At 36.8% G+C, this 15,873-nt stretch carries 11 protein-coding genes and 1 pseudogene; 5 read left to right on the top strand and 7 right to left on the bottom strand.

Going from position 1 to position 15,873, the window contains the following annotated elements:
- Positions 1 to 17 precede the first annotated feature (17 nt).
- The 3 genes from ACQKP0_RS04970 to ACQKP0_RS04960 all read right to left on the bottom strand — a co-directional run bounded on the left by ACQKP0_RS04970 (position 18) and on the right by ACQKP0_RS04960 (position 4,759).
- The gene (locus tag ACQKP0_RS04970) at positions 18 to 1,298 is read right to left on the bottom strand and encodes a PTS sugar transporter subunit IIC (RefSeq protein ID WP_427404708.1); all 1,281 of its coding nucleotides are present in this window, start codon (positions 1,296 to 1,298) and stop codon (positions 18 to 20) included.
- A 190-nt stretch (positions 1,299 to 1,488) separates the two neighbouring features.
- Positions 1,489 to 1,788: a PTS sugar transporter subunit IIB gene (locus ACQKP0_RS04965; RefSeq protein ID WP_427404707.1), complete on the bottom strand. Its 300-nt coding sequence runs from the start codon at positions 1,786 to 1,788 to the stop codon at positions 1,489 to 1,491.
- A gap of 304 nt (positions 1,789 to 2,092) precedes the next feature.
- The gene (locus ACQKP0_RS04960; RefSeq protein ID WP_427404706.1) at positions 2,093 to 4,759 is read right to left on the bottom strand and encodes a sigma 54-interacting transcriptional regulator; all 2,667 of its coding nucleotides are present in this window, start codon (positions 4,757 to 4,759) and stop codon (positions 2,093 to 2,095) included.
- Between the two features lie 293 nt (positions 4,760 to 5,052).
- Between ACQKP0_RS04960 and ACQKP0_RS04955 the strand changes: the two genes are divergently transcribed.
- The gene (locus tag ACQKP0_RS04955; RefSeq protein WP_427404705.1) at positions 5,053 to 5,526 is read left to right on the top strand and encodes an SRPBCC family protein; all 474 of its coding nucleotides are present in this window, start codon (positions 5,053 to 5,055) and stop codon (positions 5,524 to 5,526) included.
- Positions 5,527 to 5,664: 138 nt separating this feature from the next.
- Here the strand turns inward: ACQKP0_RS04955 and ACQKP0_RS04950 are convergent, their stop codons facing one another.
- Both ACQKP0_RS04950 and ACQKP0_RS04945 read right to left on the bottom strand, forming a co-directional pair.
- Complete coding sequence (locus ACQKP0_RS04950; RefSeq protein ID WP_427404704.1) at positions 5,665 to 5,868, bottom strand: hypothetical protein; 204 nt, start codon at positions 5,866 to 5,868, stop codon at positions 5,665 to 5,667.
- Between the two features lie 333 nt (positions 5,869 to 6,201).
- Positions 6,202 to 10,272, bottom strand: a complete 4,071-nt coding sequence (locus ACQKP0_RS04945; RefSeq protein ID WP_427404703.1) for a S8 family serine peptidase — start codon at positions 10,270 to 10,272, stop codon at positions 6,202 to 6,204.
- Positions 10,273 to 10,553: 281 nt separating this feature from the next.
- Here ACQKP0_RS04945 and ACQKP0_RS04940 point away from each other — a divergent pair, with 281 nt between their 5' ends.
- Together ACQKP0_RS04940 and ACQKP0_RS04935 are read left to right on the top strand one after the other, a co-directional pair.
- Positions 10,554 to 11,795, top strand: a complete 1,242-nt coding sequence (locus ACQKP0_RS04940) for a helix-turn-helix domain-containing protein (protein ID WP_427404702.1) — start codon at positions 10,554 to 10,556, stop codon at positions 11,793 to 11,795.
- A 218-nt stretch (positions 11,796 to 12,013) separates the two neighbouring features.
- Positions 12,014 to 12,490: a GyrI-like domain-containing protein gene (locus ACQKP0_RS04935; RefSeq protein ID WP_427404701.1), complete on the top strand. Its 477-nt coding sequence runs from the start codon at positions 12,014 to 12,016 to the stop codon at positions 12,488 to 12,490.
- 77 nt (positions 12,491 to 12,567) lie between these two features.
- On the opposite strand, the gene ACQKP0_RS04930 is transcribed toward ACQKP0_RS04935, so the two are convergent.
- A complete protein-coding gene (locus ACQKP0_RS04930) occupies positions 12,568 to 12,792 on the bottom strand; it encodes a sulfurtransferase TusA family protein (RefSeq protein WP_427404700.1) in 225 nt (74 codons plus the stop codon).
- Positions 12,793 to 12,804: 12 nt separating this feature from the next.
- The gene (locus ACQKP0_RS04925) at positions 12,805 to 13,875 is read right to left on the bottom strand and encodes a YeeE/YedE thiosulfate transporter family protein (protein WP_427404699.1); all 1,071 of its coding nucleotides are present in this window, start codon (positions 13,873 to 13,875) and stop codon (positions 12,805 to 12,807) included.
- A gap of 338 nt (positions 13,876 to 14,213) precedes the next feature.
- Between ACQKP0_RS04925 and ACQKP0_RS04920 the strand changes: the two genes are divergently transcribed.
- Together ACQKP0_RS04920 and ACQKP0_RS04915 are read left to right on the top strand one after the other, a co-directional pair.
- Positions 14,214 to 15,572, top strand: a complete 1,359-nt coding sequence (locus tag ACQKP0_RS04920; protein WP_427404698.1) for an amino acid permease — start codon at positions 14,214 to 14,216, stop codon at positions 15,570 to 15,572.
- Positions 15,573 to 15,651: 79 nt separating this feature from the next.
- A pseudogene (locus ACQKP0_RS04915) lies at positions 15,652 to 15,780 on the top strand (sulfite exporter TauE/SafE family protein); the annotation flags it as partial.
- Positions 15,781 to 15,873 lie beyond the last annotated feature (93 nt).

Raw genomic sequence — 15,873 nt, 5'->3', positions numbered from 1 at the left:
TCGACTCCCTGCTAAATCTATTGTTCTGTAGTTTCTCCTATGTTTGCTTGCTCTTGAAGCTTCTTCACTTCAGCTCGTTCTGCTACTTTAATAAATGGTATATAAATAAGAACAGCTATAACTAAGTTTACTAGTGCCAATCCTGCTCCGCGCCAAGAACCTGTTGCTAAAAACCCTCCGATTACTGGCGGTGTTGTCCATGGAATAAAGGCAACTGTTTTCGGTACGATTCCTGTGGCAATCATTATATAACTAAATACTGTTAAAACTACTGGTGTTAAAATAAATGGAATGATTAATAAAGGATTCAATACGATTGGGAATCCAAACAATATTGGCTCGTTTATGTTAAATAAACCTGGTGCTGCACCCAATCCAGAAATATTTCGATAATGCTTATGACGGCGGCCCGCAATAAACACAGCAATAATTAAGGCCATTGTTGCACCTGTTCCACCTAAATACATAAATGCATCGAAAAATGGTTTTGTTACAATATTAGGTATTTCTTGACCAGCTTCTAATGCTTTTGCGTTTGCTTCAATTGCTGGTAAGTATACTGTTTGCATAACAGGCTCCATGATATTTGAACCGTGTAAACCAAAGAACCAAAGAATATGAATTAATAGTGCAATAATGATTGCAGACCAAAGTGTGTTTGCCATTTTCGAAATCGGTGCTTGTAAAGCATCAAAGAATGCTTGATGAATATCAGGAATTCCAGCAACAATTGTAAATACTTTAATAAGACCAAAAATAGATAAAGTAATGATAGCTGGTAACAATGCCGCAAATGATTTTGATACAGCCGGTGGTACACTTGCAGGCATTTTCATCATTAGTTTTTCATTTCCAAGTAATCTTGTAAAAATTTCAGTTGAAACAAGTGCTGTAATAATTGCGATAAATAAACCTTGAGCTCCAGCCCATACTAATGGAAGTCCAGAACCTTCAGCGACTGGCTGCATAATTGTTGCCAATGCTGCAAAGGAAACAATCCCTGCAGAAAGACCATCCTTGTCATATGATCTTGCCAATTGATAGGAAATGGTAAATGTTACAAGCAAGGATACAATGGCAAAAGTTCCTGTCCAAACACTTCCTCCAAACTGTTTCCAAGTATCTCCATGAAACAAACTGGACATAAAGTCTTGATACGCATTAATTGGTAAATTGTTAATTAGAATAACCATTGATCCTAAGATCATTAATGGCATGATGATGACAAAACCATCACGAATAGCAACTAAGTGTCGTTGCGCTCCAATACGACCAGCAATTTCTAGAAATTTATTCATTCTAGATTCCCCTTTACTATTTTCTATAAAAAAAATATAATTCCTCTCCCGCAAAGCTCGTTAATCACTTCTGTAAGGCTTGGTAATTATGAATCGAAAATATTAAATATCAGCATTAAACATTTCGAAAGATGTATTTTTTTAAGATGCCCCGAAAAAAATATGCATCAATCTTTGCGAAAACAGCCTTTTACAGTGATAAAGCTTTTGTTAATACTGCTTCACCATTCATTGTTCCATACGCAATACTATCAATCACATCAACCGGAATGTTCTTTCCAGCTACAGCTTTTTCGATTTTTCCTTTTAAGAAGCGAACTTGAGGTCCTAGTAATAAAATATCAATTTCATCAAAATGTCTATTTGCCTCCGCTTCTGGTACAGCAAAGATTTTTACCTCTTCACCCATGTTTTTCGCTGCTTCCTCCATTTTTGTAACTAAAAGACTTGTAGACATACCTGCAGAACAAACTAGCATAATCGTCTTCATAGTAAATCCTCTCCTTTTGTAGTAGAAATATAAATGTTTTGTAAGGCTCTTTTCTTATACTTTGTTGCATTTTTCTAAAAAATTGTCCCGAAACAAAATGTTACTATACGAAATAGCAACAATCTTTTGAGAAAATAGCCTTTAAATAAATGAAGTAGGAAGAACATCTTCCACTTACATATATTCATGCAAGAAACGTGCCAACTTTATTGTGTGGAAACGCAATCATTTCAATACTTTTTATTTACACACAAAAAACACAAGCATGAGATTATTTACACACTTGTGTTTTTTATTACACACATTAGGAATTATTGTTTTCTAGACACATTTGACAAATATACATCATTTCATCATCTGTAAATGTAATATCGTATTCAATTTCTATGTCACGAAAGATATTTTTAACATGACTAATTTTTTCTTTGTGTTTCTTATGATACTCTTTCATATTCGGAAATTTTCGCGTTGGCTGCTGCAGCTTCATGTTTTCGATTAAAAAGCCAAGATGGAGGATAATCCCCATTATTACCTCATCATCCAAAGTAACGTTTAATTTTAGTTCAAGGTTTATGACAATCTTACGTAATCGTTGTATCAAACGGGAAACAGACGGGATCATTGTTAAGTGATTTTCCAATGTTTGAATCATTTTATTATACGGTTCGTCCTCTCCGATCATACTTCCTAACTTTTTCAAATGATCGTCATTGAAAATGTCGATGGGGGAGAAGAATGGTATGTCATTAAATTCGAACTGTACAGTTCCAGCGATAGCTAATATATCGTACTGTTCTGATAATTGTTCAATCTTTTCGGTAAAGGACTCTCTATGAAGAAATTGCAGCGAAATAAGCTCGATATCTTTTCCTTTAATTAGCGTTTCAAGCCGTTCCTTGATTTTTTTTGCCACACCTTCTCCTGTAAAACAAGCCGTAATAATGGCCTTTTTTGTAGGTTTTGGTCGAAATACGACCGATTTGAATTGACTCTCAAATAACTGAAGACAGCTTTGATAAATATCCTCTAAGCTTCTACCTAAAGAGGTCTTGCGGACAGCTTCCATTACGATAGGGGTGCTGGCCATTGAAATGGTTTTCGTCTTAATTCCTGTTTCTTCAAAAATCATATTTCCAAAGGAAGCTACTGAACCCATATCGACTAGGAATAAAACACCTTTTGCTGGATTCATCTCGACGATGGCCTTTTTAACCGTTTCATACATGTCTCGGACTTCCATTGAAAGCGGCATATCAAAGGCATTTCCAATTTGAACACCTAACAAATCCTGAACCGTTTGCAGCATACTTGAAGCGGTAGAGGTTCCATGCATCATTACGATGATCCTAACTTTATCATCTTGGTTATACATTCCTTCCTCAATATCTGAAACTAAAAACATCGTAATAAATCCAATTTCATCAAGTGGAATCTCGACATCTAATTCATTTTCAATGATTTGTGCTACTTCTATGGATACCTTAAATTCTTTAGGATACTTTTTATGAATTTCCTTTAAATTAGGATGAACGACGACTTTATTTTGTTTGATTCTTTCAATTGTTCCTTGTAAATGAAGGGCAAAAGCAAATTTCATTTTTTTCCTAAACGAACGGTTTAATTCCTGTTCTGCATAGTTGTATATTTTATCGGTGATGCTCCATATTTGAACATCAACCATTTCATCAAACCCAATTTGGGGTAGCTGATCAATATATTCATTAAAATATTGATCTCCGTCCATTAGTATTTCAGTTTGAATATCCTTTATGTTTTTTCCTTCCAGGTGAAGCTTCTTTAACTTATCCTCAATATTCTGATAAAAATCTCCTTCATCTTTTTCATCTGTTTTTTTCCGATCGTAAAATGTAAAGATTTCTTGGTCAGCATCAATAATTCTGTCCATCTTATCCCGGTATTCTTTTACATCTAATAGGCCCTTTTGAACATGGATTGGCAGATCCTGCTGCTGGATTATAAGTATTGATACTTGGTCAGACTTAAATTGTAAGAAGGATTTTGCACAAGCTAGCTTTAAATCTCGTTGCAGCTGGCCGATATTTGCAGAAGTACGATATAACAAAAATGCGGCCAATGCACGTCTTTCTACATAGATTGTTTCATTTAAACGGTTAGATTCCTGGATTAAAAAATGCTCAATCAGTTGATAACGTTCCTCAAATTTCCGTTCCTCCAAGGAAGGCAAATGAATGGTCATCGGAATTCTTCTTGTAAAAGTCTCAAGCAGATATGACTCAGTTGATTCCGTTGTAGCCCCAATAATCTGCACAGAAGCAGTTTTCGTTCGTTCACTGTCACCGAGGCTGCGAAATTCCCCTTTATCAATGAATGTAAAGAGCATTTCTTGACCTTCTGGAGGAAGACGATGAATTTCATCTAAAAACAGGATCCCCATATCGGCTTTTTCAATTAGACCAATGCGGTCTTCTGTTGCCCCAGTAAAAGCTCCTTTTTTCACTCCGAATATATGACCAAATAAAAGCTGAGGATTTTGAGCATAGTCTGCACAGTTAAATTGAATAAAAGGTGCTTCTTGTTTTATATTCCCTGATTCAATAGCGTATTTGTACATACATTCTGCAAAAAATGATTTTCCAGTCCCTGTTTTTCCTAAAATTAAGGTGTGCAACCCTCTTGGCGGATATAAAATCGCAGCCTTCGCCTGTTGAATAGCAATCTTTAAACTGCCATCTGCACCAATTAATCCATCAAATGTATGACTAGGTTTATGTTCATGCCGAGGAGAGGGCTCACGTTCCTCATCTGATTCTGGATAAAAATAAAGAGTAGGCTTTCCGCTCGTTTTCTCTATCAGACCTTCCTTATAAAGCTCATTCAAATACCTACTTACATTCGAACGATCTAAACGAAGCTGCTCCGATATATCATTAGCAGAAACACTCCTCCTCACCTCTTTCACAAAATCGAAAATATCATCTTTACGACCCATATATAAAACCTCCGATGGGACGGGGGGACAGGTCCCTTGTCCCAGTCCTTCATAATCTACATCTTGCGAACTAGAAATTCAGTTTTAATATCTATCACTACACGCATTATATCAAGATTTACAGAAAGGGACGAGGGGTCTGGTCCAATGTCCCACTTAATAGATTAGATTTATGTTGGGACAGAGGACCGAACCCTCTGTCCCATTAAAGGAATTAGGCAATCAAAGGTGAATACTTATTAAGGAAGAAATTTTTTAGAAAAAAATAATGCAAATATATAAGAGGTGTTGGGATGAAATCGTGGTCAAAAGAAATAGCAATAGATACACCGATAGATCAAGTTTGGGGATTGTTAGATGGATCAATAGAGGATATGCAAAAAATTATGCCTCAAGTTGTCGATTATAAACCTATAAAAGTGACGGATGAAGGGGTGGGAAGTATCTATCTCCAAAAATATAAAGAGGGGAAACGTACACAGGAGTACGAAGTTGAGACATTGGAATATGAAAATTTTCCTGATAAAAAGAAATTAAAAGTAGGCTTTTCACTGGCAAACATGTTTGAGATTACTGCTTTGTATGAACTAAGCCAAATCAACCGAGAGAAAACCCTGTTTAAATATACCTGCACGAATCGTCCGTTGAAATCATTCCTTAAATTATTTTTATTTTTTGCAAGTGATAAAGTAGTTATGAAATTTTGTGAGAGAGTCAAAAATGTAGCTGAAGAAGAATATAAGAAAACAAATTTGATAGTTAAATAGAGAGGATTGTTAATTCAAAAAAATAAGATGCCAAGGGGTGTAAGAAAATAACTGAAACACCCAGGGCATCTTATTGTCTTTACTTTTCTTTACAGGTTCGCCTGTTAATTCATCAAGGGTTAACTTTCCATTTTGCCTTTATTCCCTTTGTTCTCCAGAAGTGTTCCTGGAGGATACTTCTATATTCTCTTGAGTTATTGGTGGCCGTCTCATAAAGAAGTCCCACGGATTTCTTCTCTCTGGTTGAGTTGGAGCATGGTGCTCCTGAATAATCTCAACCTCCTTAGCGTGTATGATTAATTTATCAACATGAATGACTTTTTCACGTTTTTGATTAGACATAATTCCCCTCCTTTACATCCCACTTATTAAATGGTATTCAAAAAAAAATAAATGGTTTGGGCGGATTTGAATGCAGGGACTCGGGGTCAGGTCCTGCATCCCGTGGCCCTGTATCATGGTTCTCTTCGGATAATGATTTTGCTAACTATAGTATATAAGTGGGACAAAAAACCTGACCCCTTGTCCCAGTGGCTATGAAATTAAAAAAAATCGGCTTACTCGCCGATTTCTTCTATTTTGGCCCAACCTTTGAATTCCGCCAAGCAGTTCTCATTTAGTTGAGCCCTTATTCTTCAATGAGAGTGGGACAAGGGACCAGACCCCGCGTCCCGGTTATGGCTTCATGCCCAGCTCAGCTAGAATGGTTTCTAGAGTTTTGCCTTTGTATTTCGTTTGTGGTTTTGGTGGGTTGTCGATATTTTTGTTTTGTTTTTGGTAATTTTTGATTACATACTCCATATCTTTTTCATCGACGACTCCATCAAAGTTGATGTCGGCTGCACGGTTGTTTGTTTTCCATGCTTTCTGAATTTCGATCGCGTCAAGGATATCGATGACCCCGTCTTGGTTAACATCACCAGCTATGATGTCAAGCGCAGAAATGAATTGACTTCTTCCAAATAATTGACCATTATGTTCATAACTGATTTTTACCTTACTCTTCGTTAAGAAATGGCCTGGAACCTTCATTTCAACTGTGAATAAATCTTTGCTTAATGGCAGCATGTTAAATTTATATTGTCCACTATCATTTATAGAAGAAGTGCCATCAAATTCTGTTCCTTTTGAATCGATAATCTTTACAGTCACCCCCGACTTAGCCCAATCTTTTTTATCAATGTATCCACCACCGTTTTCACGATCGCCTACATAAAATCCTTCTGGAGTTATATAGCCATTTGCTTGAGCAAATTGCGGAGAAACTTTAAAAGTATAGCTTCCGTTTAAAACGTTAATTTTCTCATTATTTGCATTGGTTACACTTACGGTCGGATCGATTTTTCCGAATGCGTAAAAATCTTTGTCCTGTACCTTTAAAGTAACCTCTGCTACAGCCGTATGATCAAATGTTCCACTCGGTTGTTTAAACTGAACGGTTACATTATCACCTTTGACATCGATTGTGGCATTGTCTGAGAACTGATCAGTAAGCTTAGCATCTACTAGCTGCACTGTCTTCATTCCATAATAATCCCCGAAGGTCCATACTGCTTTATTTACGTCTTTCAAGTTGTCTAAAACGATTTTCGCTTTCACCGTTTCACCAGTTTTAGCAAAAGTAGTATCGCTCGTAGCATAAGTAACCGGTGTACCTTCTTTAACAAATAAGTATTCCTTTGTTATTTCGTTTCCTGCCATATCATAACCATCCATACGGAATGGAAGTGCTGGGATAGATTCATCCATAGCGATTTCTTCGACAAACTTTCCTTCTTGATCCATTGGGATTGGTGAAGAAGGGAAAGGCCATTCACCCCAGTAATAAACCATCGAGTTCGATGATTGATCGATATTTACTCCCGCTTTTTTTAGTTCGTCAACGGTTGGATCTGTGATTTGAATCTCAAATGGGTATGTTTCTTGACCCGGTTTATATTCAATAAATGGAGAATTTCCATCTAACGAGCTTTTAAAACTTGGTGGATCAATATCGACGAACAAATGCTGTGTTTCTGTAATTACTTTCCCAGAGCCGCCTGTGCCGATAAATTTCAATTTGTAATGACCTGGTTGGGCATAGCTGACATCTTGGGAAATTGGTTGTTTTGAATTTCCGGTAAACTGATAGTATTGTCCAATAAATGCAAATAAACCATAATCCACATTGTCGTAAGCATCTTCTAAATTAATCGTTCCCACGAGTCCGAGGTCCTTACCTGTTTTAGCATCTTGAAGAACGACATCCATTTTTTCCATTGGTGCACGCAGGTTAAATTGGCTAAATACAAATGGGTCGCGATAAGGACTCCATGCACTTTGGTTTAAATGGGTTGGGGAATAAGAAGGATTCAGTATCTCAACCTTATTAAACCCATCTTCCATAGTTCGGAAACTAAAAGGAATTCGGTATTGCTCTGATGTTTTCGCTTTGTTTGTTAATGTAATATAGCCCTCGTAAATTCCATCCTTCACTTTTTTCGGAGTACGCAGTCTTGCATCCACTTTACTAGTGTTTTTACCTTTAACAGTAATTTGGTTTGGAATATCTAGCTCAATCCCATTTTCCTTCAAGCCAGTAGAGCCCTTCGACTCATTAATAGAGACATTAAATGTTTTATTTTCCTTTTCATGATTTTCAACGGTAATTTCTTTTTTTACATTTAGCTTTTTATCTACATAATGAACATCAAAGCTTAGTCCACCTGTTAATTCTTTTACCTTAACTAATTTCTCAACACCCGGAATAAATGTATTATCATTAATTTTGAAGCTTGTTCCATTATGCACAGCTTGATATGGGTCAACTCTTCCGGCACCTACTTCAAATACACTATAATTTCCATTGAGAGGATCTGCCGTATTCATTAGAACCGTTTTTATCTCTTCTGGATGTAGCTCTGGATTTGCTTGCAGCATTAATGCAGCAACCCCGGCTGTAAAAGGAGTAGCCATAGATGTTCCTGAATATCGAGAATACGCATATTGGTAATTATCTTGATGTTGAGGATCCACCATATAAGAAGGTACAGTTGAAAGAACACTTACACCTGGTGCGGTTACTTCAGGTTTCATATCATAAGTTTGTCTTGCAGGACCTCTTGAACTAAAATATGCTAAGTGGTCACCTTCTGTTTGTTTTTCCGCATAATTGGAAAATGTAAATTTCGTTTCACCTGTTAGAATTTGAGTTTTGATCGTTTCGCCTGCTTCTTTTGTTAAAGAAAAGGTGGGAATAAAGTCAACAGATTCACCAAGATTTGCATCGATTTGTCCTTCAACATTGTTATAGAGAAGAACTGCTGCCGCTCCGTTTTGTTTCGCATTGCTGACTTTTTCCGCTAACGTGATATCTCCTCGTGCGACGAGAGCAATTTTTCCTTTAACATCCTTGCCAGTATAATCAGAGGTTCTTCCTAAACCAGCATCCACAGTCTCATAGGATTTTCCATCAAGCTCTTTCAACTTGTCTGCATAGTGGCGCGCCATACTTACTAGTTCAATAGAATTCTTATTTCCGATTTTTCCATTAAATGTTGAGACTGCCATCGGAACATCACTTGCACCTACTGTTAAAGCAAGAGCTGCAGAGCCAGGTGATCCAAGCGTATATGCCTCTGGTCCAGCATTTCCAGCTGCGACGACTGCAGTTACATCGTTTAAAACAGCATAGTTAATGGCTGTACTTGTCGGATAATAGGGGTCATTGATGTCTGCTCCAAGGGAAAGGTTAATGACATCCATGCCGTCGTTCACTGCTTTTTCAATTCCAGCGATGACATCTTCAGAAGTTCCAGATCCGTATGGCCCTAAGACACGATAAGCATATATTTCAGCATCAGGAGCGACACCTTCGACAGATACATCTTCATTAGTAGCTTGTCCAGCAATTGTACCAGCAACATGTGTTCCGTGGGAGGTATAATAGGAAGATCCGTACCCGCTAAATTCTGGTTGTTTAGAATCCTGCCAATCCTTGTACGTTGTCTCCATTGGATCATTATCTTTATCTACGAAATCGTATCCGCCCTTATAGACACCTTTTAAATCTGGGTGGTTGTAATCAATACCTGTATCAATGATCCCAATTTTAATCCCTTTACCAGTAATGCCTTCTTTGTGAAGTTGGTCAATTTTTAAATAGGGAATACTTTCAACAGATGTTCCAGCAGTCGTTTTCTCTCCCATAGCGATCGGATCGACCTTAAATTCTACATCTTTATATACTGCTTTTACTACTTCAGATTGTAAAAGCTGTTCTACCTGATTCGCTGGAAGCTTCATCGCTACCCCGTTAAAAACAGTTTTATAGGTCTTAGTGATATTATGATTTAGCTTCTTGTTTTTAAGATTAGTAGATGAAAGAATGGATTGGATATCTTTTTTAAATTGAGTATGCTCCTTTTCTACCTGATCATCCGCTTGTTTTTTAGTAAGCTTATTTCCTTTTACATTCGCCTCTAAGACAGCAACTTTACCTGGTTTTGATTGAAACTGAACGATGACCGAGATATTTTTATCCTCTTTCAACTCAGCCTTTTTAAAACCTTGCAAACCGTAGTTATCTGTCATCTCTAGCTGCTTCAATGCTTCTCGCTGTTCACTTGTCAGCGAAGAAAGGATATCCTCAGCTTTTAGGTCGGCCGCATTTGAATATGTGACAAATGGTGTATGTGCCGATGAAAACAGCAGCCCTGCAGAAAGAGTAATAGCCGCAGTTCGTTTAAGAAAAGATTGAATTTTCATATGCTCCCCACTTTCGTTTTTTAATTGATAAACGTAAGCATATCCCTTTCTAAATATTTGAAAGATTAATATAATAATGATATTAACAATTCTATTAGATAGCAATCGGGGTTTCGGATAGGTACTTTTAACCTATCATTTACAAAAAGAGATTGAAAATAAGCAATTTTTTTTGATGGATTTAGTCGAAGAGACTCAAATCTATTTATTTGAATTGGGGTTTTCTAAATCAAAATAAGAATGGATATATTAAATTTGCGAGTTGAAGAGAGGGGATCACCATGCTAGAAGGAAAAATCATCAAATTCTACCGCGAGCGTCAAAATATGATGCAAAAAGATTTAGGAAGCGGCATCTGCTCGAGTACCCATATAAGTAAGATTGAACGAGGATTAACAGAAGTTTCAAAGGAAACGATTGAGCTGTTGGCCAAGCGGCTCGGCATTGATATGAAATCAGAAATTGAAACTTACTTAGGATTAGATTCCCTTTTAAAAAAGTGGCATGAAGCAATCATTATGAAACTAAACTCAAAGGCTGAGAGTATAAAGAAACAATTGGAGACCGTTCCGCTTCTGCATATGCCGGATATCTATCGTTCCTATACGCTTATACTTACTAGATATTATTTATTAATAGGAGAGGATCAATATGTCGATTCCCTCATTGGTGAAATGGACAGATGGCTTGACCTCTCACCATATGACAAAAACATGCTGCTTCATATTAAAGGAATACATGGACTATTAAAAAAGGAAACGGATGTGTCCATTTCTTTTTTACATGAAATCGATCCAACCTATTATAACAATCAAGAATACTATTATCATTTAGCTTTTGCCTATCATTCTCTAAATTCACGAGTTCTTGCATATTACTACGCAGAAAAGTCTCTTCGTTTTTTTACAGAGGAACGAATTTTTACTAGAATCATTGAAGCAGAGATGCTCATGTTGATCCAAGTGGAACAGGACGAGTACTACCATCCAAAGGAATCTGAATACCAAAGATTAATCGAAATGACCGAAAATCTCGGATTAAAGCATCAAAGATCGATGCTGATCCACAATCTTGCATACCAGCAAGTTCGTAAAGGAGATTTTGAAAAAGCTTGTGAATATTACGAGCAATCTATGGACTCACGAGATCCTGAAACATCTTATTATTTAGGATCCTTAGAAGGATATATAAATTCAGCAACGAGACAAGGCTTGAAATCAACTGAAGAACTGCTTCAGCTTGCCGAAAAGGGCATCTCTCTTTCTGAAAAAATAAACGAAACAACATTTAAACATTTCTTCCATTTACATAAATATAACCTTAAAAACAACAAAGAGGAGTACTACCAATACCTAGAAAAAGAAGTATTTCCTTATTTTAAGAAAATGGGCCTTGTTCTCCTAATCGAACACTACTCAATTAAGCTATTCGACTATCATATGGAAAAAGGAAATACCGCAGAAGCAAATACCTACGCAAAATTTCTCGTAGAAAAATACCGCCAAAAGGATTATTTTGTATAGGGACGAGGGTAGGGACGAGGGGACAGGTCCCTTGTCCCACGGACTACAGGTTCGGTTCTATGTCTCATTAAAGTTAGAGGTATACAGATATGGGACTGTTCTATTGTTCGTTTTCACTAAATTTTCTGAATAAATTGTGGTGTTTTTATTTACTTTATGTTATCCTTTTGTAGAACGTATGTTTTGTTTTTGATTAAATTGAAGGAGGTTTTTATTCAATGATTCACAGTTCAATCGCTACTTTTGAATGTAAAATTGTCAAAAAGGATTATAAGTTAATTGGACAAAGTATAACCGCAAATTTTCCTCAATCGTTTCCAGATGCCGCAATCAAAATCCAGCTAGAATTTGAAAAGAGAAGAGACGAAATTGTTAATAGTTGCAATAAAGAAATTATGTTCAGTCCTTACATGTGTAATGGAATCGTTGCAACTTATTTTGCTTGTCTTGAAGTTAACGAAATAACCAATATTCCAGAGGGAATGATAGGAATCAATCTCCCTTTAACTACCTATGCAATGATTAGCTGTTCAAATAAAACGATAGATCAAGGGCATCCAAAGCTATTTGAATGGATGAAACAAAATAACTATAAACAAAAATGGTTTGATCATTCTTTTCCGATAGAGATTTATTATTTTGAAGAAAATGTTGAGGAAGAAAAAGTTGAAATTTTAATACCGATAATAGATTGAGAGACACCTAAAAGCCATTAAAAAGGCTGCCTCAAATATTTTTAAGACAGCCTTTCATGAAATTTATTATATCCAAATCATTTCTTTTTGACTGTGATCGTCCATGCAGCTTCACCAATTTGCTCAAAGTTAGTCACTGCATGACCGGCTTCTGCAGCCCAGCGTGGGAGACTTTCAGTTGCTTGTGTGCAATCAAACTTAATGACCAATTCGTCACCTGAATCAATTTCTTCAAAAACTTTCTTAGCTTCTACCAACGGGAATGGGCAAACCTGCCCCATCACTTCTAATGTTTTTTGCATTTTTCATTCCTCCTAAGCTGTTGTAATTGTTGCTATCGTCGTCTCAGATTTCTTTTTCACTTGTGGACGGACGAAAACAAAATAAGATGCTGTCCATGTTCCTAAAATAATAAATAGTAAAGAAACCCAACCTTGCCAAGTCATCATCGCTGTCATTACTAATCCATTGCCGATCGAGCATCCTCCAGCTAAGCTGGCGCCGAATCCCATTAAGTTTCCGCCGATAAAACTAGTAATCCCTGTTTTCGCATCAGGCATTCTAAAGCGAAACTCATGGCTTGCTTTTGCAGCAATAAATGAACCGAGGAAAATTCCAAGGACGAGGAAAACACCCCAGTTAACAAACGTTTGATCTCCAGTCACTAAATATTGAAGTAAATTTGCCGACGGAGTTGTGATCCCGAGACCTGACATTCTTCCTGTTGCTTCGCTAAGCGGCCATGCAATTATTGCAATCACCCCAATTAACAATGCGGTGAAAAATGGATGCCAGCGTTTTTCAAATAATAAATGAGAGAGCCCGCTACGCTTTGGTTTCATTGTAGGTATAACCACTTTTGGCTTTCTTAGCTGCTTCATCACAATCCAGATCACAATAGCTGCAAATACAGTAATGAATACCCATACAGAAAGTCCTGTTGTTTCCGCAATGGAATTACTCGGTAACTGAGCAGACTGGATCGATTTGTTAACAGGAAGCAAAATACCTGATTTCATAATTGCACTCATAAGCATATAGCCAAAAAGCGCAATCCAACTTCCAAGAAGACCTTCCCCAGCACGATACCAAGTTCCCGTCGCACAACCTCCGGCAAGAACAATCCCAATTCCAAATATAAATGAACCAACTATAACAGCAATCCACGGAAAGGTCCCGGCAGAAAATTCAATCATACCCAGCTGAATTAATGTGTATACACCCACACTTTGTACTGCAATTGCAATCAACAAGGCATAAAACATACGATTATCTTTCGCTATATACATATCCCGGAATCCCCCTGTAAGACAGAAGCGCCCCCGTTGCATCACAAAGCCAAGTAGTGCCCCACACAGTAAACCCGTTAGGATCATTTGTAGCATATAGTTTTTCTCCTTTCTAAAACCAAGTAATTTTATAGGAATTGTTTTGTTTTATAATACTATGTGTTTTCTCTAAGTTAGTCAACTGTATTTTCTTAAAAATTTGAACAATTTGATACTCGTCTTTTAAATGAGAGATTAAAGAAATGTACATCCAAATTATTTTTCATTCCTCTAGTTTGTCATTTTTAAAGGAGTTTGAAATTTTAGTATAAAAAATATATAATAAAAATAATTCTAAATATTATTTTAATATAAGAAGAGCAAGACTTAGTTGAGGAGGAAAATGATAGATTACAAACCTAGAGTTTTTACTACATGAATAAGAAGGTGACAAATTGGAACAGTTAACGAAAGAAAAGAGTCTAGAAAGAGGATTGAAAAATAGGCATATTCAATTGATTGCAATTGGAGGAGCAATAGGTACAGGGTTATTCCTTGGGGCAGGTAAGTCGATCCATCTCGCTGGTCCTTCGATTATGCTCGTTTACTTAATGATTGGTGCATTCCTCTTTTTTGTGATGAGAGCTTTAGGAGAATTATTAATCTATAAATCAACTACAGGTTCATTTATAGATTTTTCAGAGGAATTCATTGGTCCGTGGGCGGGATTTATTACTGGCTGGACATACTGGTTTTGTTGGATTGCAACGGGAATTGCAGAAATAACGGCAGTTGGGATGTATGTGAAATATTGGGTGCCGAGTATTCCGCAGTGGGTTCCAGCATTAATATGTGTACTAATATTACTTCTTATTAATATGGCGACAGTAAAGGCTTTTGGAGAGATTGAATTTTGGTTCGCCTTAATTAAAATTATTGCGATTTTGGCATTAATCATTATTGGTTTTGTACTTGTGTTTATCGGCTTTAAAAGTCATGAAACAACCGCAACATTTACGAATCTTTGGAGCTACGGGGGCTTTTTCCCAAATGGGGTTTCTGGATTTTTGCTTGCTTTTCAAATGGCTGTTTTCTCGTTTGTAGGAATCGAACTAGTTGGTGTTACTGCTGGGGAAGCAATGGATCCGAAGAGAACACTTCCAAAGGCGATAAATAGTATTCCTATTCGTATCATTATTTTTTATATCGGGGCTTTGTTTATTATCATGTCCATCTATCCTTGGAGCGGTGTGGATCCTGAAAGTAGTCCATTTGTGAGGGTTTTCTCTCTAATTGGTATCCCAGCTGCAGCGGGTGTCATTAATTTTGTTGTCTTAACTTCGGCCGCATCATCTTGTAATAGTGGGATATTTAGTACAAGTAGGATGCTGTATACACTTGCATGTCAAGGTAAGGCACCAAAGCGCTTAAAATCACTAAACGATCGAAATGTACCAGCGCCGGCACTTATATTTTCGACACTTGTTTTATTAGTAGGTGTATTGCTCAATTATTTATTACCGAAAGAAGTATTTACACTCGTTACAAGTATCGCAACGATATGCTTTATCTGGGTGTGGGGGGTTATTTTAGTATCGCAGCTCCGTTATCGTAAAATGATGCCGGAAAATGCTCGAAATAATTCATTTAAAATGCCCTTTGCACCTTATTCAAATTGGATCGTACTAGCTTTCTTCGTTTTTGTAATTATTTTATTAGGCTTTGCCAAAGATACGAAAATTGCTTTATTTGTTACACCTGTCTGGTTCTTAATACTTGTAATTGGTTATTTCTTTATGAAAGTAAAGAAATAGAAAGATTTTGTAAGCCCCCTTACTAGGAAAATTAATATTTATTCCTAGTAAGAGGGCTTAATAAATTTCGACTAGGCCTATTGCTAGTTTAATTGCATCACAACTAGGGGCAATGACAGGGAAAAAAGTAAATACTAAAGTGTTACAAGTTATTTTAGCATTATTAATATTAGCAACTACGGTAAAGATTTGGATAGGTATTTTGTGATAGGGACGCGGGGTCGGGTCCACTGTCCCTAACAGAATTTTTTTCTGCAAAATTAACAGGGAATTCAGTTCCAGAAGTAGTGGCTAGTTATGC

This window comes from Heyndrickxia sp. NPDC080065 (genome assembly GCF_050281185.1).
Taxonomy (GTDB): Bacteria; Bacillota; Bacilli; order Bacillales; family Bacillaceae_C; genus Heyndrickxia.
Note: the sequence above shows the minus strand (reverse complement) of the source record. Positions and strands in the feature narration are given on the sequence as shown.

Bases quoted from the DNA above. Each gene is read 5' to 3' on its own strand.
- ACQKP0_RS04965 (WP_427404707.1), bottom strand. From the start codon at position 1,788: ATGAAGACGATTATGCTAGTTTGTTCTGCAGGTATGTCTACAAGTCTT.
- ACQKP0_RS04940 (WP_427404702.1), top strand. From the start codon at position 10,554: ATGCTAGAAGGAAAAATCATCAAATTCTACCGCGAGCGTCAAAATATG.
- ACQKP0_RS04925 (WP_427404699.1), bottom strand. From the start codon at position 13,875: ATGCTACAAATGATCCTAACGGGTTTACTGTGTGGGGCACTACTTGGC.
- ACQKP0_RS04945 (WP_427404703.1), bottom strand. From the start codon at position 10,272: ATGAAAATTCAATCTTTTCTTAAACGAACTGCGGCTATTACTCTTTCT.
- ACQKP0_RS04955 (WP_427404705.1), top strand. From the start codon at position 5,053: ATGAAATCGTGGTCAAAAGAAATAGCAATAGATACACCGATAGATCAA.
- ACQKP0_RS04970 (WP_427404708.1), bottom strand. From the start codon at position 1,298: ATGAATAAATTTCTAGAAATTGCTGGTCGTATTGGAGCGCAACGACAC.
- ACQKP0_RS04950 (WP_427404704.1), bottom strand. From the start codon at position 5,868: ATGTCTAATCAAAAACGTGAAAAAGTCATTCATGTTGATAAATTAATC.
- ACQKP0_RS04935 (WP_427404701.1), top strand. From the start codon at position 12,014: ATGATTCACAGTTCAATCGCTACTTTTGAATGTAAAATTGTCAAAAAG.
- ACQKP0_RS04930 (WP_427404700.1), bottom strand. From the start codon at position 12,792: ATGCAAAAAACATTAGAAGTGATGGGGCAGGTTTGCCCATTCCCGTTG.
- ACQKP0_RS04960 (WP_427404706.1), bottom strand. From the start codon at position 4,759: ATGGGTCGTAAAGATGATATTTTCGATTTTGTGAAAGAGGTGAGGAGG.